This window comes from Belliella filtrata, assembly GCF_022549775.1.
GTDB lineage: Bacteria > Bacteroidota > Bacteroidia > Cytophagales > Cyclobacteriaceae > Belliella > Belliella filtrata.
Genome location: NZ_JAKZGP010000022.1, coordinates 1 through 21,264 on the forward strand (window position 1 = coordinate 1; position 21,264 = coordinate 21,264).

General features: G+C 38.5%; 18 protein-coding genes. 5 read left to right on the top strand and 13 right to left on the bottom strand.

Annotated elements, in window-relative coordinates; genetic code table 11:
- Positions 1-100 precede the first annotated feature (100 nt).
- The 8 genes from MM239_RS09965 to MM239_RS10000 all read right to left on the bottom strand — a co-directional run bounded on the left by MM239_RS09965 (position 101) and on the right by MM239_RS10000 (position 4,527).
- Positions 101-1,531, bottom strand: a complete 1,431-nt coding sequence (locus MM239_RS09965) for a carboxypeptidase-like regulatory domain-containing protein (RefSeq protein ID WP_241348042.1) — start codon at positions 1,529-1,531, stop codon at positions 101-103.
- Complete coding sequence (locus MM239_RS09970; protein WP_241348043.1) at positions 1,524-2,234, bottom strand: hypothetical protein; 711 nt, start codon at positions 2,232-2,234, stop codon at positions 1,524-1,526. Before MM239_RS09970 ends, MM239_RS09965 begins: the two co-directional genes overlap by 8 nt.
- A gap of 145 nt (positions 2,235-2,379) precedes the next feature.
- Positions 2,380-2,715 (bottom strand): T9SS type A sorting domain-containing protein, encoded by a 336-nt coding sequence (locus MM239_RS09975; protein WP_241348044.1) that lies wholly within the window; start codon positions 2,713-2,715, stop codon positions 2,380-2,382.
- On the bottom strand, positions 2,715-2,933 hold the full coding sequence (locus tag MM239_RS09980) for a hypothetical protein (RefSeq protein WP_241348045.1): 219 nt from the start codon (positions 2,931-2,933) through the stop codon (positions 2,715-2,717). Before MM239_RS09980 ends, MM239_RS09975 begins: the two co-directional genes overlap by 1 nt.
- 39 nt (positions 2,934-2,972) lie before the next feature.
- A complete protein-coding gene (locus MM239_RS09985; protein ID WP_241348046.1) occupies positions 2,973-3,119 on the bottom strand; it encodes a hypothetical protein in 147 nt (48 codons plus the stop codon).
- A gap of 43 nt (positions 3,120-3,162) precedes the next feature.
- The gene (locus MM239_RS09990; RefSeq protein ID WP_241348048.1) at positions 3,163-3,702 is read right to left on the bottom strand and encodes a hypothetical protein; all 540 of its coding nucleotides are present in this window, start codon (positions 3,700-3,702) and stop codon (positions 3,163-3,165) included.
- Positions 3,703-3,708: 6 nt separating this feature from the next.
- A complete protein-coding gene (locus tag MM239_RS09995) occupies positions 3,709-4,239 on the bottom strand; it encodes a hypothetical protein (RefSeq protein ID WP_241348050.1) in 531 nt (176 codons plus the stop codon).
- Positions 4,240-4,347: 108 nt separating this feature from the next.
- Positions 4,348-4,527, bottom strand: coding sequence for a hypothetical protein (locus MM239_RS10000; RefSeq protein WP_241348051.1), 180 nt, complete (start codon positions 4,525-4,527; stop codon positions 4,348-4,350).
- Between the two features lie 127 nt (positions 4,528-4,654).
- On the opposite strand from MM239_RS10000, the gene MM239_RS10005 reads away from it, so the two are divergent.
- From MM239_RS10005 to MM239_RS10015, 3 genes are all read left to right on the top strand, one after another.
- A complete protein-coding gene (locus MM239_RS10005) occupies positions 4,655-5,833 on the top strand; it encodes an Lnb N-terminal periplasmic domain-containing protein (protein WP_241348052.1) in 1,179 nt (392 codons plus the stop codon).
- 77 nt (positions 5,834-5,910) lie between these two features.
- Entirely contained in the window at positions 5,911-7,947 is a 2,037-nt protein-coding gene (gene uvrB / locus MM239_RS10010; protein ID WP_241348053.1) for an excinuclease ABC subunit UvrB, read from the top strand.
- A 38-nt stretch (positions 7,948-7,985) separates the two neighbouring features.
- Complete coding sequence (locus MM239_RS10015; RefSeq protein ID WP_241348054.1) at positions 7,986-8,627, top strand: AlbA family DNA-binding domain-containing protein; 642 nt, start codon at positions 7,986-7,988, stop codon at positions 8,625-8,627.
- On the opposite strand, the gene MM239_RS10020 is transcribed toward MM239_RS10015, so the two are convergent.
- Entirely contained in the window at positions 8,622-9,536 is a 915-nt protein-coding gene (locus MM239_RS10020; protein ID WP_241348055.1) for a 1-aminocyclopropane-1-carboxylate deaminase/D-cysteine desulfhydrase, read from the bottom strand. The two genes, MM239_RS10015 and MM239_RS10020, sit on opposite strands and share 6 nt — an antisense overlap.
- Positions 9,537-9,597: 61 nt before the next feature.
- Between MM239_RS10020 and MM239_RS10025 the strand changes: the two genes are divergently transcribed.
- The gene (locus MM239_RS10025; protein WP_241348056.1) at positions 9,598-10,638 is read left to right on the top strand and encodes an RluA family pseudouridine synthase; all 1,041 of its coding nucleotides are present in this window, start codon (positions 9,598-9,600) and stop codon (positions 10,636-10,638) included.
- Positions 10,639-11,333: 695 nt separating this feature from the next.
- Positions 11,334-15,692 carry a hypothetical protein gene (locus MM239_RS10030; protein ID WP_241348057.1) on the top strand — a complete coding sequence of 1,453 codons (4,359 nt, stop codon included), beginning with the start codon at positions 11,334-11,336 and terminating at the stop codon, positions 15,690-15,692.
- A gap of 10 nt (positions 15,693-15,702) precedes the next feature.
- On the opposite strand, the gene mnmD is transcribed toward MM239_RS10030, so the two are convergent.
- The 4 genes from mnmD to uvrA form a co-directional block, all read right to left on the bottom strand.
- Positions 15,703-16,386 (bottom strand): tRNA (5-methylaminomethyl-2-thiouridine)(34)-methyltransferase MnmD, encoded by a 684-nt coding sequence (mnmD, locus tag MM239_RS10035; protein WP_241348058.1) that lies wholly within the window; start codon positions 16,384-16,386, stop codon positions 15,703-15,705.
- Between the two features lie 7 nt (positions 16,387-16,393).
- The gene (gene ispF, locus MM239_RS10040) at positions 16,394-16,876 is read right to left on the bottom strand and encodes a 2-C-methyl-D-erythritol 2,4-cyclodiphosphate synthase (protein ID WP_241348059.1); all 483 of its coding nucleotides are present in this window, start codon (positions 16,874-16,876) and stop codon (positions 16,394-16,396) included.
- 198 nt (positions 16,877-17,074) lie between these two features.
- Entirely contained in the window at positions 17,075-18,151 is a 1,077-nt protein-coding gene (gene prfA, locus MM239_RS10045) for a peptide chain release factor 1 (protein WP_241348060.1), read from the bottom strand.
- A gap of 96 nt (positions 18,152-18,247) precedes the next feature.
- The gene (gene uvrA, locus MM239_RS10050; RefSeq protein WP_241348105.1) at positions 18,248-21,070 is read right to left on the bottom strand and encodes an excinuclease ABC subunit UvrA; all 2,823 of its coding nucleotides are present in this window, start codon (positions 21,068-21,070) and stop codon (positions 18,248-18,250) included.
- Between the last annotated feature and the right edge of the window lie 194 nt (positions 21,071-21,264).

Below are 21,264 nucleotides of genomic sequence, written 5' to 3' on the forward strand. Positions count from 1 at the left end.
CAAAAACACAAAAACTGGTTTAATTAAAAAAAAGAATTCCCTGGAAACAGGGTCATGGGAATCCTATGTCTATTTTCTAAAGCAAATTGATCAAACTACTTCAATTATTTAAAATCGGAATTGCTGAGTATACCCATGATGCATTATAATTTAAATTTTCGTAGCTAAACAATGTATCAGCATCAAATTGAAATCCGTCTTTACTTCGATATGCATTTAGTCTAAGTGAATGTTTATCGTTGATGTTGTGAGCAAGGTTAAAATTGAAATCATGAAAATTTGCTCTCCCATTACTGAAGGAAGTGTTTTCTTCTAAAAAATTTAATAGCCAGTCTGAATAGGTAGACCGCAAACCTATAGCAAATGTGGTATTTTTGCCAATAGGGCCATCAATACTTAATCGTCCAGTCAGCAATCCAATTCCACCATTTACTTTAATTTTTTCTTTATTCCCATATGTCCCACTGACCCTTAAGAGTGATGACAATCTACCGCCATACTCTGCGGGTAGACCTGCCTTATAAAGATCAACATCAGTTATTACGTCTGAGTTGAAAGCTGAAAACATTCCGAATAAATGGGATGGGTTGTAAATTGTAGAGTGGTTGTAAAGAATCAAATTCTGATCTGCCCCTCCTCCTCTCACATTGAACCCTACACTAGCTTCACCGACTGTTTGTACTCCTGGTAGTGAAAGAACTCCTCTAATGATGTCAACTTCCCCTAGTACAGCGGGAATTTTTTTTATAGATGATATATTAAGGTTTTGAACACCCATCTCTGTTCTTCCTATATTCGCATTTCTTTCCGACATTAGCAGAAATTCATCCATGCTGATGATGTTCTCTTCAATCTCTAAATCTAATCTCCCACTATTATAAAGTTGAACTAGCCTTCTTTCAGTAACACCTCCAAGGTTTTGTATAAACAATGTGTTTCTTCCAGAGGGTAGTTTAATACTAAACTCTCCATATGAATTTGTAATCGTGCTGATTGTTCTGCTTTGGTCGTAAATCACAGCGCCAGGTATTGAATTTCCTGTGTCATACCCAAACACACTTCCAGAAATCTCAACTGTGTCTATTTGATTATGCGACTCTCCTATTACATAAAGTTTGTTTCTACTATAACTCCTATCTATATCTTTAATTTTCAGACCATTGTCAATACTGTCAGTTTGTATAAAGAAGGATGAGCTTAATCTTAAGTTAAGAGGAGTTCCTTTAGTGATAAATACCCTATTTTCATTGTCTATGGAGAATTTTAAATCAGTCTTTTCAAAAATTATATATAAAACTTCTCTAATGTTACTGTCTTCCAATTGCAGATTTACTTTTAAATCCTTAACATCTTCTTCAATATAGTAAAAGGTGTAGGGTGTAATATTACTTACAGTATTTGCAAACTCACCGAAGGACTTACCTATAAAAACCCCAGTGATACTCCTGTTTTGATTTCCACCTGTTTGACAAAAAGTATTCAAATTAATGATTAATGAGAGGAGTATTGTAAGAAGAGAATTTTTATTCATCAGCCAATGAGTTTTGGAAAATCTCGATTATTGCTTTGTAATATGATTTTTTACTTTTTCTATATTTCAAACCATTATCCTTTAGATTTTTCTTCACCATAGATTTGTTAATATTTAGGTTTTTGAATGGTGCATTTTTCCCTTGAAGCTGTATTAGACCATTTTCTTTTAGCAGAAAATAGCTTTCATAAGAATCGAAGCGCGTATTTCTCTCAAGATCTTTTATTTCTCTTTGACGATTTTTTCTATGCAAAACATAAAGATATCCAAACACCACCTCTTCGAGAAACATTGAGCCTTCATTGCCATCTTCTATAAGGCTATTTATATTCACGAATTTCACCTTTTGATTTTTGAAAAGTAATATAAACTCATTGGTCTTGTTTGGAGGTATTATTACTTGTTTAGCATGTGTTGGGTTTAGTGCAACCAAATACTGTCTTTCTATATCGTACAATACTGATATGGAATTATATTCTATACCATTGAATTTGATATTAGAAAAATTAAATTCATTTGTTTCATAAAATGGATGGCCAATAAAGCTGTTTGGGTACGGGACATATTCTCCTCCATTGTATATATCTGGGACATGGGAAATTTTACTTTTATAAATGTCAAAGGGAGCTTGCCCATATAAGAAACCTACTAAGAAATTTGAACAAAACAGAAGAATTAAAAAGTATATATTTAAACGAGCCATTGGTTGATTTATGATTATATAAACTAAAATAAGTCAATCTTTATGTTACTCAATCTTAATTCTAACTTATTTTATGGCTGGTTTAAAATATGGATAAAAAAGATAAAACCATTACCAATGAGTATTGCTGTAACTTGTAATTCTATCACCTTACCCACAACTTCTCAACCACTATCTCACAACCATTTTGAATTTGGATAAGGTATAGGACTGGTTTTAAAGTTTTTTGACCCAGATGGTTTTGGAAGGAGGTGCCTGAGCTTTCCTGTATCACTTCTCCAAGGGGATCGATCAGCATTATATTTGTACGACCTTGATCAAAGTGTGCGGGGAGCTGTACTTGTAAAGTGTTTTGCTTTGTCAATGGGTTTGGGTAAACTATTGGCTTTTCTTGGTTTTTCCCTTGGCCAGTGATTTTAAAGACACTGCTATAAGAGTAATCTCCATATTCGTCAACTTGCTTTATTCTATAATATCTCATCAAACTGCTGTATTTCGCTGTGAATGAAGATGATATGTGCGCAAACTATCAGAATCTCCTAGGCTTGGAGTTTCTCCTACTTTTTCAAAATTCAAGACATTATCTTTCGATTCTTCTACTTCAAATAACTTATTGTTGCTTTCTTGGGCGACTTGCCAAGATATGGTGACTGTACCCCTCTCTTGAGATCCATTGATGCTAACCCACTGCTCAGGCATTATGGATAAAACCCTATAACTTCCTATCGTGAATATGTTCTAATCCAAATCTCCAAACACTAGGTTCCCAGGTGCCCAAAGCGGTGCTTGTCCAGTCAGGCGTGTTCCCTCTGCTGCTTGGCCACTTGCAGTGATTCTCAAATCGTCTACATTATCTACTATCAAGTTGTCCGCAGAGATGCGCATTATGAGCACTGAGGAGCTGCTACTAGTGGTTGAAATTTGGATCTCAGTTTGAGCCTGGTATATCTGTGTAGCTGATCTGCATGCCACCACCTGGGGAATCACCAAGTAGCTGTACCGATCTGATTCCTCCCTGACACCTATCTTCAAACTGGAAGGTCGCATTCACAGCCGTTAGCGTATGGGGAATTTGATTGTAGTGCAGATTTGCTAGATTACGCCAACTTCTGTTTGCAAAAATATAATTACCTGTTGCTACTGTGTTGATAAATAGGCCATTACTGCCAAAGTCTAATCTACTAGAGGTCATAGTGAAGTTATTTTTGAATCGAAGATCATTATCTAAGCGAACAGTTCCTGATGGTTTATTGATAGTGATGTTAGTGAGGTCTAGTGGCCAGGCATTCATTTGTTGGTTAGAGCTTCCAGTTCCACCTGTTGATTCTTGAGGTATTGGGCCTGAGATAAGACTAAGATTCCAAGAGGCAGCTAGTGGGGGCCTCAGAACTTTTTTAGCACCATTCGCAAATGAAAGGTTGTGGTAGTTTGTAGGATTTTGGGTACTTGCCATGGATGACTGCATCATCAGTTGTTAACCTAAACTTCGTCCATATACAATAGTACCTTCCAACAATACAGAAGCTGCCTCAATGTATGGGGTTTGGCCTCTAAGGATTAGGTTTGCGCCATTTTTGTAAAGAAGTGAAACCGGTCTTGTTCCTGACAATCGGATGATTGGATTACTCGTAGTCAAAGCATTTGATATAAGTGTAGCTCCTGATTCAAGAACAAACTCACCAAATGGACCAGTTGGAGCAATATTAGAGTTAAATGAAAAAATTGAACAGTTAGTTTGTATTATAGTGCCAGATTGAATAATAAAGCCCGTTGATTTGAATGGAGCATTAACTGTGAGAATTTGCTCAGGATCTGGATCAAAAACTGCGGTGAATTTGCTTTGGTCATTTTGTGCACTCCATGAAGTATTTGTTACTATTGTTCTGCTTGTTCCTCTAAATACAATCCTTCCTGTGATAGGATATATCCAATCATTTAATGATAGTAAACCTGGTGATTTTGAAAGAAATACATAGTCTGCACCAGATCGAGCCTTTAAAATCAATGAACCAAATACATTCAGATCGTAAGTCTGAAAATTAAGCTTGCGACCTGTAGAAACTTCTGCGTTCAGAAAAACACTATTGACAGACTCTTTTCCGGTGATTCTAACTTAATTTTGGAAGTCGATAAAGATATTGTTTCCTATCTCTGGTTTTTGAACAGCTGCTGTCCATGCTGTCCCACACCAAGTTACCCAAATGGCTGGATTGTCAAAATCTCCTGATGCAATTGTCCTAAAATCTCCAGCTTGTAAAGCAATTTGCCCAAAAACAGAAACATGAATAATCATACTGCAAAGAATTAACAAGATAATCCTTTACATTCGTATTTGATAAAAGTAGCATACCATATTGGTTTGCTTTACTATAAAACCAAAAATTCAAAAATTATTTAGACCTGACTTAAATATAAATAAAATGAACCCAATGTTTAAGAAAATCTTGATAGTTTTCTCACTTTTATTTGCCAATATAATTTATGTAAATGCTCAAAATGTGCAGATTAGTTTGCTCACTTGTGACCCTGGAGATCAAATATATTCTGTATTTGGTCATAGTGCTATTCGTGTGCTAGATCAGGAAACTGGTGAAGACTTGGTGTATAATTATGGAACCTTTGACTTTGACGCCCCTTTTTTCGTGATCAAGTTTACCCAGCGAACTTTAGATTATATGCTGAGTGTGACTACCTATGAGCGATTTTTATATGAATACCAATATTTTCAACGCGGGGTCAGAGAGCAAATCCTAAACCTCAATGATGTGCAAAAGGAAAATGTGATTAAGTTTTTGAAAATAAATGCTTTGCCTGAAAATAGATTATATAGATATGATTTTTTCTATGATAATTGTGCTACTCGCGTCAGAGATTTGTTTGAGGAAGTCTTGGGTAAGCAATTGGTGTGGAATGATCCCGATGATCCGCAAGAACAGACCTTTCGAGAGTTGATAGATGAATGCATTCACCCACTTCCTTGGTATGATTTAGGCATTGATCTAGCCTTAGGATCTGTAATCGATGCAAAAGCCACAGAGCGAGAAAAACAATTCTTGCCAGTGTACATGGAGGCAGCATTTGCGAGGGCTCAAATAGAAGGCGATGGTCCTACCCGAGCTTTGGCACAAGCATCTCAGCCAGTACTTCAATTCCCTCAGCAAGCGGCCTCTGCTTCATTGTTCAATCCCTTTATAGTTATGTGGCTAGTAGCTATCATTTTCATGATTATCACCTTTTTGGGTTACAAAAGGAGACGGCTTTATATTGGTTTTGATGTTACCTTATTTGGTGTCCTTGGTTTGCTTGGTTTGTTGATTTTTGTTCTATGGTTTTTGACCTTTCATTCACAGACTAAGTGGAACTGGAATATCCTATGGGCATTTCCTATGCACCTGGTACTTGTATTTGCTTTGCTTAAAAAAGAGGTCCTTCCTTGGCTAAAAAGGTATTTGATGTTTGCATTGATCATGGCAGATGCAGCTGTAGTTTTTTGGATCTTAGGTTGGCAATCATTCCATCCAAGCTTGATTCCGATTTTGCTTGTGGTGATATTAAGGACAAATTTTCTGTATTATAACATAGAAACATTCAAGAGATAGCGAACCAATAGAATAATCTATTGATGGTAAACTATTGCAATCATTATCATGTTATGTAAGGCTAATCATAATAAAAAATGGACTTTAACTTACAATCAGAGTATAAACCAACAGGTGATCAACCAGCTGCAATCAAACAGCTGGTACACGGGCTCAATCAAGGCGACCCTTCACAAGTTTTGCTTGGGGTAACTGGTTCAGGTAAGACTTTCACAGTAGCCAATGTAATTCAGCAAGTGCAGAAGCCCACTTTGGTTTTAAGTCACAACAAGACCCTTGCGGCTCAGCTTTATGGGGAGTTCAAGCAGTTTTTTCCTGACAATGCTGTAGAGTATTTTATCTCCTATTACGATTATTATCAACCTGAGGCATTTATTCCGACCAGTGGTACTTACATCGAAAAAGACCTTTCAATAAATGAAGAAATTGAAAAACTCAGATTAAGTGCTACCTCAGCATTACTTTCTGGAAGAAGGGATGTGATCGTAGTAGCCTCGGTCTCCTGTATTTATGGTATAGGGAATCCAGAGGAGTTTGGAAAAAATGTTATCAGACTCCAAGAAGGAGATCGCATACCAAGAAATCAATTACTTTTCAAACTGGTTGACATCCTATATTCCAGAACCAATGTTGATTTGACTCATGGGACTTTTAGGGTCAAAGGCGACACAGTCGATGTCTTTGTGGCTTATGCTGATTTTGCATACAGAATATTCTTTTGGGGGGATGAGATTGAGGCTATTCAGCGAGTAGATCCCGCTTCTGGGACCAAAATATCTGACGAGAAGATAATATCAATTTTCCCTGCAAACTTGTTTGTCACGGGTAGAGATGTGATAGATACCGCGATACATGAGATTCAAGACGATATGATGGCTCAAGTTTCATTTTTTGAAAAAGACATGAAGTTGATTGAGGCAAAGCGGTTGAGAGAGCGGACAGAATTTGACTTGGAAATGATTAGAGAGCTGGGTTATTGCTCTGGAGTAGAGAATTATTCACGGTATTTTGATAGGAGAATGCCAGGAACACGTCCATTCTGTTTACTAGATTATTTTCCAGATGATTACCTTTTGGTAATAGACGAAAGTCACGTCACAGTACCTCAGGTGAGAGCCATGTGGGGTGGAGATAGGTCCAGAAAAGTCAACTTGGTAGAGTATGGGTTTCGATTACCTTCTGCCCTTGACAATAGACCTTTGAAATTTGATGAGTTTGAGGACCTTACTAATCAAGTGATTTATGTAAGTGCAACTCCAGCGGATTACGAGTTGGCAAGGACTGAAGGCGTAGTAGTAGAGCAGATTATCCGCCCTACTGGATTGCTCGATCCTGTAATAGACGTACGCCCTAGCGCAAATCAGATTGATGATCTATTAGAGGAAATCGATCAAACGATCAAAACGGATGCAAGGGTACTGGTGACAACTTTGACCAAAAGGATGGCAGAAGAGCTTCAAAAGTACCTCGAGCGCGCTGGGGTAAGGAGTAGGTACATACACTCCGAAGTGAAGCCCTTGGATCGCGTGGAGATTCTGAGGGAGTTGAGGTTGGGAGTTTTTGATGTGTTGGTTGGTGTCAATTTGCTTAGAGAAGGTTTGGATTTGCCAGAAGTTTCTTTGGTGGCGATCTTGGATGCTGATAAAGAAGGCTTCCTTCGGAATGAGCGTAGCTTGGTACAGACTATAGGTAGAGCTGCTAGAAATTCCGAAGGAAAGGTTATCATGTATGCAGATAAAGTCACTGACTCTATGCGCCTGGCTATAGACGAAACCAAGAGAAGAAGAGCGCTCCAAATGGAGTACAATGAAAAGCATGGCATTACACCCAAGACTGTCATCAAGTCCAGAGAGAAAATTATGGGACAGACCAAGGTGGCTGATAGTAAGAGAAATGCAAAAGTTTATGCCGAAAGTCAAGATGCTCAACTATTGGCAGCTGCTGATCCGATCTTGCAATATTTGAGCAAGGACAAATTAGAAAAACTAATCGCTGCAACCCAAAAGCAAATGGAGAAGGCGGCCAAGGAGCTTAATTTCATGGAAGCAGCTCGTTTAAGAGACGAATGGCAAGGTATGAAAAACAGGCTTGCAGATTTAGAGAGAGGAGTATAAGCACTTTTCATTTTATAACATATAGAATCAACCATATCATGACGCTTCAAGATATTCAGAGATGGGCTAGTCAGGGGGAAGGTTTGACTGTGGAGTTCAAAAAAAAAGCTGCGCACCCAGACAAGATAGTGCGGGAATTGATTGCTTTTGCCAATACAGCTGGTGGAGTCTTGCTTCTTGGCGTAGATGATGATGGCACTGTTTCAGGGCAAAGGTTTATAGAAGAAGAGGTCTTTGTGATGGAAAAAGCCATAAAAGAACATGTTTTCCCTCTTTTGGAATATGAAGTAGCACTTTTTAAGCTTAATGAAAAAAGAGGTGTAGCGGTATTTTCTGTCTCAAGATCTGATCAGAGACCACACTATATCCTTGAAGGAAATAGAAAGAGGGCATTTATCCGCGTAGCAGATAGAACCGTTCAGGCTAGTAAAGAAGTCTGGGAAATACTCAGAAAAGGAAAGTTCCAAAAGGATATAGTCTTTACCTATGGAAAGAAAGAAACAATACTTATGCAAGCACTTGAAGAGCATGAGACTTTGACTTTGAAACAATATGCTTCCTTGGCTAAACTTCCACGTTTTCTAGCGTCAAAGACATTGATCCGACTAGTTTTGGCTAACGTCTTAGAGATCATTCCTCAAGAAATAGAAGACCGCTATCAGCTCAAAGAGTCTTTATAAAGGAAGTGATGTTCCATTCTGGCTATTGAAACCCGCTAATCCTTGCAAGCCGCCAGTGTGTAGGATGAGGATCTTTGAGCCTTTCGGAAATTCATTTTTTTGTAGTTGATCTATGATTCCAAAAATCATCTTTCCTGTATAAATTGGCTCTATTGGGATGTGGAATTCTTTATAAAACCACCTCACAAAGTCAATGAGCTCTGGCTTGACCTTGCCATAGCCTCCAAAGTGGTAGGAGTCTATCACAGAAGCTTGCCCCAAAGGCTTGATGTGATGTTTGGCTAGTAAATCTTTAATTTCTTTATGGATAAAATCTCCCTTGAGACTGGAATAGCCAAGGAGAGACTGATGTTCAAGAATAGATTTTGCAATACCTGCATATGTGCCTCCAGTACCTACAGCTGCGCATACATGAGTGAATTCCTGATCATTTTCAGTAAGTATCTCAGCAGTCCCTTGGATGGCAAAAGCATTGGTGCCTCCTTCTGGCAAGATGTAGCAATCCCCGTATTTTCCCTTTAACTGATTCTGGAAAGCATACTCTCTTTTCTGTCTGTATTTTTCTCTATCTATATATTCAAGCTGCATTCCCATAGCTGAAGCGGCTTGAAGGGTTGGGTTTAGCGGGTGATGAGCCTCTCCTCTGATAATGCCAATCGCATGAAAGCCTTCAGCTTGACATGCTGCCGCAGTAGCGTAGATATGATTTGAGTATGCACCACCAAAGGTTAAGATGCGCGTTTTCTGTTCGGACTTTGCAGCTTCTAAGTTGTATTTGAGCTTGAAAAATTTATTGCCTGAAGCCAAAGGATGAACCAGGTCAAGCCTTTTTATAGATATGCTGATTTCTTGGTTTTCCCAAAGTGGGTGATGCAGCTGTTCATTGGTGATTTCCTGTGGATCTAGCATGGGCAATTATTTTATCCCCCAAATATCCGAAACTTTATCAAACTAGCCTTACTTTTGTCTTATGGCAGAGGAAATATACAATGATCAATTTGATGAGGAAGAGATAGCGCTTTTTGAGCTTCACCATATTACTATAGACAAAAAACAGTCTTTGATCAGGATTGATAAATTTTTGACGGATAAGTTGCCCAACACCACCCGCAATAGAGTTCAAAGCGCGATAGAAGCTGGACACATTACTGTGAATGGAGGTAAAGTCAAGACAAATTATAAAATTAAGCCACAGGATGAGATCAAAGTCTATCTTCAGGAGCCGATCAGAGATGGTGAACTGGTAGCAGAAAATATTCCTCTTGACATCATCTATGAAGATGATCACCTATTGATCGTGAACAAACCTGCAGGCATGGTGGTACACCCTGCTCATGGCAATTGGACAGGGACACTGGTCAATGCACTAGCGTATCATTTCAAACAGCTTCCTGAGCTACCTGGAAACTCTGGAAGACCAGGTTTAGTTCATCGAATAGACAAAGATACCTCTGGGCTTTTGGTAATCGCAAAATCTGAAATGGCCATGTCTGATTTGGCTAATCAGTTTTTTCACCACACCATTGAGCGAACTTACTTGGCTTTGGTCTGGGGTGAGCTAGCAGAAGATCAAGGTACGGTCAATGCCCATGTTGGAAGAAGTGCCAAGGATAGGAAAGTGATGAGTGCATATCCAGATGGAAGTCAAGGAAAACACGCTGTGACGCATTTTGAAGTAATGGAAAGGTTGAGGTATGTATCCTTGATAAAGTGTAACTTAGAAACAGGAAGAACACATCAGATACGCGCACACATGAAGCATTTGGGTCATCCACTTTTCAATGATGCCATGTATGGAGGTGATAAAATCAGAAAAGGTACACAGTTTTCTAAATACACTTCTTTTATCAAAAACTGTTTTGCTTTGATGCCGAGACAAGCACTTCACGCGACTTCCTTGGGTTTCATTCACCCTGCCACCAAAGAGAAAATGTATTTTGAAATCCCACTTTCTGAAGACTTTGCTGCAGTGCTAGAGAAGTGGAGGCAATATGTTGTGTATGAGAATTGATGAATTTCAGAATTTTAAGTGAATCAGGTTTCTTATGGCTGATTTTTTCTTCTGTTTTTGATAATTTGAAAATATTTCCAATAAACAGCAAACATATTGTTAATATTAAGCCCTGATTTTAAGGATTTTCTAAGAGGAAACTGAACTTACATTATGAAGTTTTCAAAAAATGAATTTTCGCAATCGTTACAATTTTTAACTTTGTAAATTTTAAGACCTAAAATTAAATATAATGTAAATTTTTAGCTATTTTCTTGTGAAATTTTCAAGAATAAAATTTGGTTCGTATATTTGTAAAAGAAATCAGAGATAAAAAAGTTATTTCTGAACTGATTGAAGTGAGCTGGTCACGGTTCTCCATATAGAAAAGAGGTTCGATTCCTTATCAATTCAGCAGGTTATTTTGGGTTTATTGTTAATTGACTAAGCTATGAAATTGTATTTCATAGCTTTTTTTATTTACCAGAGCTTTGTATTCAAATGATTTTGCCAAGCACGAAATATTCTTTTGTTTGTCTGATAGCGAAATACTCAATGGATGAATTCATGTATCAAGTAACCACTTATGTGTTTCAATCGTTAGATTGACCAAATCAAGTTTTGAAAGCAGGATAATCATGATTCTTTTTATATCTTGAGGATGTATTCAGCAATTGTGCGGGAATTGACTTATTTTTATTGCTAGAAAACCATTTATGGACGAAACAACGACTCCTAATAACAGACTAAAAAATCCTAGATGGCTTAAATATGTGAAGCCTTTAGGGATTACTGTGCTTGTCTTATTAGTCTTGCAAATGGTGATTTATTTTAGTTCCGATTTTTTTCTCCGAAACTACCTAAAGAACAAAGTAAGCCAAGCTTCTGAACAAAAGTATGAGGTTGATTTTGACAGGTTCTATGTTTCTTTGTTTCAGCGAGGATTAATTTTTGAGGGTTTCAAGTTGATTCCTGTTGAGGAGGCTTTTGTGGATATGCCCGATGTCCCTTATTACAAAATCGAAGTCCCAAAGATTTCACTGACCCGCCTGTTTTACGCTTTCAGAAAGCGCGAGTTTCAAATAGGCATGGTGGCACTTAGTAATCCCTCCATTGAGTTCAGGCTGATCGAAGATGTAGAATCATTGCAAGAGAGCGGAGAAAAATCGCCATTACAACTTTTAGAAGAAGAAATCAGAAAGAGCTTTGGAGAAATGGGCTTGAAAGAAATCCGAGTAAAGTCATTAGTGGTGAAGGAGGCTGATTTACTTTTAAAGAATTTCATTTCACAGAAATCTATTAAAATTGATCATGCAGACATTCTAGTTAAGGATATTCAGTTATTGCAAGATAGATCTCCACAGACACCACTGAATGCAGCAGGGTTTTCTATTGATTTAGACAATTTTGAAATCCTTCTAGCAGATAGCGTGCACAATATCAAAGCATCAGAAGTTCACGTATCTTCGATAGAGCAGTTTATCAAGGCTAAAAATGTCTCAATCTCTCCTGATTTTTCGAAAAAATCAAGCACCTATTTTCAGGTACACCTAAATGATCTTCAGGTTGGTGACGCAGATATTAATAAAGTGTTTTACACGACAGAAGTAGATGTTGGGTCTTTGCGACTATACAAGCCTGTCTTTCACCTTTTTAACTCTAAAGATAGAGTGGAAGCCAGTAATCAAGATAGTTTTGAGCTTTATGCCCTTATAGAAGGGATATTGAAAGCTATTCAAGTGGAAAGTTTAGAAATTGAGGAAGGTAAGTTCACCCAAACAGTGGTAGGAGAGATTGATAAACCACGTATCAAGTCTGATCGTATAGATTTCGAAATGCAAAATGTGTACATTGGCCCAGACAATAAGCTCACCCAAGATCAGTTTTTCTTTGCAGAAAATGCTGCTTTGGTACTGCAAGGGGTTGAACTGTCACTGGGAGATCAACTCCACAAGTTTGTTGGAGAGCATGTGTCACTGTCTTCTTTTGAGGATGAGATTCTCATGCGCAATGTGAAGATTGTGCCTACTGATGAAGCTGACTCTGTTGACGATGAGACGATTTTTGAGATCGATGTGCCTGAGATCAGGATTGAGAAATCAAATTTAAAAAAAATCTATAATGAAGGTATAGTAGATATTTCTACTGTTATGATCAATAGTCCAGAGATCATCTTGAGGGATATAGAAGCAAATCGAGAAGTAGAAAAAAAGCCTTTTGACTTACAAGCTTTGACTAGGGATTATCTCCGAGCTATTTATATTGAAAAACTAGCTGTAAACGAAGGCTCTCTAGTCATTGATAATAATTTAAGAATCAGACAAGACAGCCTCTCCTTTGGCAAGTTGAATTTGGTATTGGAGAAATTTGCGCTGGATCAGTACACTGATCGTAATGGTAAGGGGATATTTTTCGCGGAAAACCTACAAGTCGAGTTAAAAGATTACGCCTTAAAACTGTCTGATAACTTACACGTTTTTAAAGCCAATAGTCTTTACCTGGATACAAAGTCCTCCATTGTGAGGATTGAAGGGTTTTCAATCAGACCTTTTCAGATAGGTCAGCTGCAAGCCAATTTAAGAAATTATGATAAGTCAACTGCCATAGACTTGTACATCCCAAGATTTATGGCAACTGGAGTGGATTTAAAGCGTGCTTATTTTAGAGGTGATCTTGATATCAAAGAAATACGTGTCCCTTCCCCAAAGATCAGTATTTATAATTTTGGACCGAGAGAGAAAGATGATTCGGATAGGGTAGATAGACAGGATATTTTAGATTTACTAAGGGCTTATTTTACCGAAGTAACTGTGAATCACCTCATTTTGGAGCGAGGAAGCCTCAACTATGAGAACTATGGAAGGGAAAAACTTAGGACTTTTTCAGAAGATAACGTCTCAGTAGCAGTCAAGAATTTTCACATTGATCAAAATACTACTCCAGCAGAAGTTGGAAACTTGTTTTCGGAAGAAGTAAATCTTGGACTGAACAATTATGTGTTTAGCATAGCAGATGGAAAATACAATATCGTAGCCGATAGGATTAGCTTCAACACAGCTCGAGAGGAGATCATTACATCAAATGTACAGCTAAGACCAAGCACGAGGACTGCCGATAAGACAAGAATTTCAGTCAATATTCCTACACTTTCTTTTACAGGGTTTGATCTTGAAAAATTCATGTTTGACAATGAACTGAACCTTAACAAAGTGAAATTATCAGGGTCTTCTGTGAATCTATTGCTCAACAAAGATGTAGATGATTCAGAAAGTGAACCTAGATCAAGGAGACGAGACAGAACCTTACCAAAGACGATCAATTTGATCAATATAGATACTGTCATGGCAGAAAAAGCCAATTTCAATCTTTCTATGAGAGAAAATGGTCATGCCAGAGAGTTGGTGGATACAGGTATTGATCTTTCAATATTCGATTTCATGTTGGATTCAGCTTCACTCGCTAAAGGAGATATTTCTGGTTTTTTTGGAGGGCTATCTTTGTCGATAGATGAATTTTGGCTGACATTGCCAGATAGTGTGCATAGGGTGACTTTTTCTAAAGTCGAGTTAGATACAAGATATGAAGGGATTTTGCTCAATAACCTTAGGATTATACCTCACAATCTTTACGGCAAACCGGGTGCTCCAATCATTTCTGGACATATTCCTACAGCCCTTATCAAAACCAAAGCAGTGGCAGATGCACAAGTGAATAAGGATTTGGTCATTTCAGAATTCAGACTTTTCAGGCCTGATATTGAGCTCTTTACAGATGAGGAAGAAAAGGCAGACTCAAGTTCGCCTTCGGATGCTGATGTGGGAGACAACATGAATCAAATCTTGGAAAGAGTAGTAATTGAAGAGTTTGAGATCGTTGATGGAAATCTATCTTTCTATGATAAAAATGCAACTAAAGAGCCACAAATTTTCAACCGAATAAATGTCTCCCTTCAAGACCTCGATCTTGACTTGGAAGAGATGTCTGGCTTTGATAGGTCGGCATTGTTGAAAAAGGAGTTCAAGGTCAGTTTGCCTGATTATGAGATTTATACTAAAGATAGTATGAATGTATTCAAGATCGGATATGCCATGATCAGTCAAGACAAAATCCAATTGCAACAGGTGAGTCTTATGCCAAGATTTGGGAAATATGCATATACCCGATTGGCAAACCAAGAGATAGATGTCATGAACTTACAAATCCCTGAAATTGTCATAGAAAAACCTGATTTAAAGTTGTTGGCAGACAAACAAATACTTAAGGCAGGAGGGCTTGCTGTTATGGATTTGGAAGGGCAGATTTTTAGAGACAAGCGATTTCCTTTACCAGAGGGAAAGTATAAAATGATGCCACAGGAATTGATGCAGCAAGTTGGTTTTGATGCTTTGATAGATACATTAAAGCTTGTGAATGGCAAGATCACCTATGAAGAGTTTCCAGAAAAAGGCATGGTCCCAGGGGAGATATATTTTTCTGATCTCAATGCTACTCTTTTTCCTTTCCACTTAAGTAAAGAGAAAGAGGATTTCGAATTGAGTCAAAGCTTTTTGAAAGGTAAGGTGAAGATCAATGATGTAGCACCTATCAGCTTATCAGGGATTATGTATTACCAAGCGCCTTATCAGATGTTTTTACAAGCAGAGATTGGAACATTTGATTTTGAATTGATCAATCCAATCCTTATGCCAAATGCTTTTGTAAAAGTCCGAGAAGGTCATGTACATGGCGGTGAATGGTCATTTGTAGCTGACAATAAAGAAGCCAAAGGTGAAATGATTCTTCGATACAATGATCTTCGGGTCGATTTGCTTGATGAGCGGACTTTGGAACTTGGCAAGGGGAGAAAGAGAATTCTGACTTTTGTATTAAATACTTTTGCTTTGAAAAGTCATAATCCCAGAAAATTCCCAAGAAACACAGTGAAAGGACAAATCTATGAACCTAGAGATACTGAAAAGTTCATCTTTAACTATTGGTGGAGGACTACATTTTCGGGCATGAAAGGTACTTTTGGTTTTGGGCAATCTCGTCCTCCTAAAAAGCTCCCACTGATAAAAAGGAAGGAAGAGGAGTAGACTCCTCTTATCAAATCTTCACCGCTCTGGTCATTTCTTTTTTCCCTGGAGGTCCTGGCAATGTTTCTACCTCCATACCTAGTGACTTGAGATCTCTTTTCAGCTGACCCATAGCGCAATAAGTCGTAAAAACCCCTTCAGGATTCATGCTGTCTACTACTTTATCCAGCATTTCTTTAGACCACAATTCAGGTTGCTTGTTTGGTGCAAAAGCATCGAAAAACACCACATCAGCAGGGTATAGCGCAACATCTTGAAGTGTGGTCTGCTCTTTTTTCATGTTGAAAAATTCTGAAACTACAACTCCCTCATTCCATGATGCTTCATGCAAAGCATTGAAATATGGTTTAAAATGCATGATCATAGGATCAATATCGGTATAGTTAAGTTGGGAGTAGACGGATTCTTCAAGAGGGTATGGCTCAATGGTATGATAGAGCACAGGGATTTTATTTTGTTCTGCCCATACCAATGCAAGCCAAGCATTCAACCCAGTTCCAAAACCTACTTCAAAAATTCTAATGGGCTTGGCTCCAGGGTGTCTCATTTCCCACGTTTCTAGACCATAGAGCATAAAAACATGGATAGATTCTCTGTAAGCACCATGAAAGGAATGATATGTTTCATTCAGTTCAGGTAGGAAAAGTGAATGAGAACCGTCTTCAGTGGTTATGATTTTGATTTCTTTAGACATGCTATTGTTATTTTTTTTCTACTAAAACAGCACTATATGCCGATACTCCTTCTTCTCTACCTACAAAGCCTAACCACTCCGTCGTAGTAGCTTTGATAGAGACATCCTCTTCTGATATGTCCATTACTTCTGCAAGACACTTTTTCATTTCTGGAATATAAGGATTGATTTTGGGGGTTTGAAGGCAGATGGTGGCATCTATATTTGATACTTCATATCCTTTTTCTCTGATGAGGATCATTACCTGTTTGAGTAAAATTTTGGAATCTATACCCTTATATTTTGGGTCTTTGTCAGAGAAGTGAAAGCCTATGTCTCGGAGGTTGGTCGCTCCAAGCAATGCATCACAAATCACATGAATCAGTACATCTGCATCAGAATGTCCCACAGCACCTTTTTCATGGTTGAGTTTGATACCTCCTAGCCAGAAATCATATCCTTCTTTTAGCTGATGGACATCATAGCCAAATCCTACCCTAATTTTTCCCATAATTATATGTTATTATTTTTTCCCTTGGGTTAAAACCCGGGGCTAATATGCCAGTTGTCCTTACAGGACTTATTGTTGGCAGGTATTGTTTATATTCTATTTTCTTTTACGAAATTCTATGTCTTGGTTTTTGACTCTTGCTCCTGCTCGCAGCAGGCAAGTCCAAATTATAATCTCTCACCTCTCTTCACCCTCCAATCAATCTTCCATACCTGAGGATTTCATTTTTTCTACATTTTCGGCAAAACGAAGCGCAGAAATAAACTCTTCGATATTTCCTTCCATGACATCGGGTAAGTTATACACTGTCTTGTTAATCCTGTGATCTGTAACTCGGCTTTGAGGATAGTTGTATGTTCTGATTTTATCAGACCTATCTCCACTTCCTACCATAGACTTCCGCTGTGCTCCTACTGCCTCATTGTGTTTGGCTAGCTCGATTTCATATAGTCTAGAGCGAAGCACTTTCAATGCCTTTTCAAAGTTCTTGATTTGGGACTTTTCATCTTGACATGTCACTACCAATCCGGATGGAATATGAGTCAATCTCACAGCCGAATAAGTTGTGTTTACAGACTGACCGCCAGGCCCAGAAGAACAATAGGTATCTTTCCGAACTTCATTCATATTGATGTTCACCTCCACATCATCCATCTCTGGCAAGACAGCTACTGTAGCGGCAGATGTATGTACTCTACCCTGTGTCTCCGTAGCTGGAACTCTTTGTACCCTGTGTACACCCGACTCATATTTCATCATCCCATACACATCGGCTCCAGTAATGGTACTGATGATCTCTTTGTATCCACCAGATGAGCCAAAGGTCAAATCCAACACAGTGAGCTTCCAGCCTTGCTTGTCACAGAATCTCTGATACATCCTGAAAAGATCGCCAGCAAAAATCGCTGCCTCATCCCCACCTGTTCCACTTCGAATCTCTAGTATACTATCTTTAGAATCATTTGGATCCTTGGGAATCAACTGCTGCTTGAGATCCTCTTCAAGCTTGATCTCTTTAGCTCTCAGTTCATCAAGCTCCAACTTTGCCATCTCTCTGAAATCGGGATCTTTTTCGTTTTCCAAGATTTCCTTTGAACTTTTGATATTATCTAATACCAATGTATATTCATCAAGTAGCTCGACTATCTTCTCTAATTCTTTATATTCTTTGGTTAGCTTAGTGTATTTCCCCATATCAGACATGGCGTCTGGCTGGATGATCAGCTGACCTACTTCGATAAATCTATCTTTAAGCGCTTGTAATTTGTCAAGCATATTTTTCTATTGTTTTTTTAATGGGGCAAAGATAACACCTCTACCCATAGGATGAAAATTAATATAAAATGTCCAAGAAGGCATTAAAATCAATACCTAAAGCCCTTCAAAAGACTCTCTAAGGTACTTGGCTGTATAATTATCTTGCAAGCCTACCATATCTTCAGGCGTGCCTTCATAGGTTAAATGCCCCCCTTTTTCTCCTCCTTCTGGCCCAAGATCTATCACCCAGTCAGCCGATTTGATTACTTCTGTATTGTGCTCGATGACTATCACAGAATGACCTTGCTCTATGAGAGCATTGATCGCATAGAGTAGTTTTTTGATATCATGAAAATGAAGACCAGTGGTAGGTTCATCAAAAATAAATAAGATATGATCTCCAGCTTTGGTTCCTCCTTTACTTAGAAATGAGGCTAGCTTCACCCTCTGCGCTTCGCCCCCAGAAAGTGTATTGGAAGACTGTCCCATGCCAATATAACCTAACCCAACTTCTTGCAGCGGTAGAAGCTTGTTTACAATTTGATTCTTACCCTCAAAAAAATCAATAGCTTCATCTATGGTCAAGTCCAATACATCTGAAATATCTTTGTCCTTATATTTTGCATCGAGGATCTCAGCTTTGAACCTTTTTCCCTTACACGACTCACAGGTCAAATGTATATCCGCCATAAACTGCATCTCTACAGTCACAGTTCCTTCTCCTTGACATGCCTCGCAACGCCCACCATCGACATTGAATGAGAAAAAAGCTGGCTTATACCCTCTTTGCTTAGAGGTAGGCAGGTCAGCATAGAGTGCTCTGATTGCATCATAAGCTTTAACATAAGTCACTGGATTGGATCTTGAAGATTTACCTATTGGATTCTGATCGACAAATTCTATCTGACTGATGTCACGATAGTCCCCTTCGATCTTTTCAAATTTCCCAGATTCATCTATCACCGTTCCCATCATCTTTCCAAGTGCAGGGTAGAGAACTTTTTTGATCAATGTGGATTTCCCAGATCCACTTACCCCTGTGACTACTGTCAGTGTTTTCAAAGGAAATTTTACCGTCAAGTTCTTCAGGTTATTCTCTCTTGCACCTTTTACAATGATGCTATCTTTCCATTTTCTATTCTTTTCTTTGATGTTGATTTTTTCTTCTCCCTTCAAATACTTGGCCGTATAAGTAGAAGAAGATTTCACCAATTCATCAAGATTGCCTTGAAACATCAACTCTCCTCCTTTGACACCTGCATCAGGGCCGATATCTATGATTTCATCAGCAGCTTTCATGATTTTCTCCTCATGCTCCACGACTATCACCGTATTGCCAAGGTCTCTAAGACTTTTCAACACTTCTATCAGCCGATCTGTATCGCGTGGGTGAAGGCCAATACTTGGCTCATCAAGGATATACATGGATCCTACTAGCGCCGAACCTAAGGATGTTGCTAGCTTGATACGCTGATATTCTCCACCAGACAGGGATGAGGTCAACCTGTTCAAGGTCAGGTAGCCGAGCCCCACCTTGTTTATGTATTCTAGTCTATTTAAGATCTCCTTGAGCAATCTTGAAGCTACATTTTGATCTTGAGCTGATAGTTCTAAAGTTTGAAAAAAATGCAAAGCATTCTCATTTGGCATCAGCACCACATCTGTGATAGAATGATCTGCGATCTTGACGTAAGATGCATCTTTTCGTAGCCTTGTTCCTCTGCAATCAGGGCAGGTCGTCCTTCCTCTGAACCTAGAGAGCATTACCCTATATTGTATCTTGTGCGTCTTACTTTCTAGGTCTTGGAAAAAATCATTGAGCCCTTTGAAGTAGGAATTACCCGTCCAAATCAACTCTTGCTCAGTAGTAGTCAAGTCTTCATAAGCCCTGTGAATGGGGAAATCAAAGTATATGCCCTTCTTGACCAAAGGCTCCAGCCACTTACCAGTAGACCCTCCCCTCCAAGGCGCAATGGCACCTTCATATACGGACATGGTTTTGTCAGGAATAATTAAATCTGGGTCCAAACCCAAGACAGAACCAAATCCCTCACAGGTTTTGCATGCGCCAAAGGGATTATTGAAAGAGAAAAAATTGACTGAAGGTATCTCAAAACTCATCCCGTCAAGCTCAAACTTATCCGAAAATGTACGCTTAGTCTTATCTGGAATCAGAATGGTGCACTCTCCATGGCCCTCATAAAAAGCCGTCTGAATAGAATCTGCTATTCTAAATTTGTTATCCTCATCCTCCTTTTGAACTGTCGCTCTATCGATGAGGATTTCATAAGTTCCTTTTGGTAATTTTTTTTCTGCAATAAGCTCCTCCACAAAATGTACCTCACCATCTATCAACACCCTAGTAAACCCCTTTTGTAAAAGTAGCTCTAGCTCTTGGGCTTTGCTTCGATCTTGAAGCACCTGGAGAGGACATGAAATCATTACCCTATCACCTTCCTCAAATGAATGCACAAAATCAACCACATCAGTTACGGTATGATGTTTCACTTCCTCCCCACTGACTGGTGAGTATGTCCTCCCTATCCTACTGAAAAGTAATTTCAAATAATCATAAATCTCTGTAGTGGTTCCCACCGTAGATCGTGGATTCTTAGTACTCACTTTTTGTTGGATAGCTATTGCTGGGGATACACCTTTGATATATTCAACATCAGGCTTTTCCATTCTTCCCAAAAATTGCCTTGCATAAGAGCTTAGACTTTCGACATACATACGCTGTCCTTCAGCAAACAATGTATCAAAAGCAAGAGAGGATTTTCCAGATCCTGACAATCCAGTCACGACCACTAGCTTGTTTCGAGGAATTGCTACACTCAAAGCTTTGAGGTTATTCACCCGAGCATTTTTGATAATTATATATTCCTTAGGATCAAGTTGGTCAAGAGTATCTGACCCAATAGGTGTGCTTACATTCATAAGGTGCAAAGTTACCCAATCAACTGCTGAAATGGTAATTTGTTGAAGAAATAAATGGACACATCCTTTCATTCTATCAAGTCTGGAATAGCAAACAAGACCGAATCACTCTTATAGATTAAAAATGAAAGTGAGAATTTGACTCTTACAAAGAATTTTCTTGATAGAAAATTGTTTGCTTTATAATAATATGA

Excerpts from the sequence above, each read along its gene's own strand:
- MM239_RS09965 (WP_241348042.1), bottom strand. The coding sequence starts at position 1,531 with ATGAATAAAAATTCTCTTCTTACAATACTCCTCTCATTAATCATTAAT.
- MM239_RS10015 (WP_241348054.1), top strand. The coding sequence starts at position 7,986 with ATGACGCTTCAAGATATTCAGAGATGGGCTAGTCAGGGGGAAGGTTTG.
- MM239_RS09990 (WP_241348048.1), bottom strand. The coding sequence starts at position 3,702 with ATGATGCAGTCATCCATGGCAAGTACCCAAAATCCTACAAACTACCAC.
- ispF (WP_241348059.1), bottom strand. The coding sequence starts at position 16,876 with ATGGGAAAAATTAGGGTAGGATTTGGCTATGATGTCCATCAGCTAAAA.
- uvrB (WP_241348053.1), top strand. The coding sequence starts at position 5,911 with ATGGACTTTAACTTACAATCAGAGTATAAACCAACAGGTGATCAACCA.
- MM239_RS09980 (WP_241348045.1), bottom strand. The coding sequence starts at position 2,933 with ATGCCTGAGCAGTGGGTTAGCATCAATGGATCTCAAGAGAGGGGTACA.
- uvrA (WP_241348105.1), bottom strand. The coding sequence starts at position 21,070 with ATGAATGTAAGCACACCTATTGGGTCAGATACTCTTGACCAACTTGAT.
- MM239_RS09970 (WP_241348043.1), bottom strand. The coding sequence starts at position 2,234 with ATGGCTCGTTTAAATATATACTTTTTAATTCTTCTGTTTTGTTCAAAT.
- MM239_RS10020 (WP_241348055.1), bottom strand. The coding sequence starts at position 9,536 with ATGCTAGATCCACAGGAAATCACCAATGAACAGCTGCATCACCCACTT.
- MM239_RS09975 (WP_241348044.1), bottom strand. The coding sequence starts at position 2,715 with ATGAGATATTATAGAATAAAGCAAGTTGACGAATATGGAGATTACTCT.
- MM239_RS10030 (WP_241348057.1), top strand. The coding sequence starts at position 11,334 with ATGGACGAAACAACGACTCCTAATAACAGACTAAAAAATCCTAGATGG.
- prfA (WP_241348060.1), bottom strand. The coding sequence starts at position 18,151 with ATGCTTGACAAATTACAAGCGCTTAAAGATAGATTTATCGAAGTAGGT.
- MM239_RS09985 (WP_241348046.1), bottom strand. The coding sequence starts at position 3,119 with ATGCGCATCTCTGCGGACAACTTGATAGTAGATAATGTAGACGATTTG.
- MM239_RS10025 (WP_241348056.1), top strand. The coding sequence starts at position 9,598 with ATGGCAGAGGAAATATACAATGATCAATTTGATGAGGAAGAGATAGCG.
- mnmD (WP_241348058.1), bottom strand. The coding sequence starts at position 16,386 with ATGTCTAAAGAAATCAAAATCATAACCACTGAAGACGGTTCTCATTCA.
- MM239_RS10005 (WP_241348052.1), top strand. The coding sequence starts at position 4,655 with ATGAACCCAATGTTTAAGAAAATCTTGATAGTTTTCTCACTTTTATTT.
- MM239_RS10000 (WP_241348051.1), bottom strand. The coding sequence starts at position 4,527 with ATGATTATTCATGTTTCTGTTTTTGGGCAAATTGCTTTACAAGCTGGA.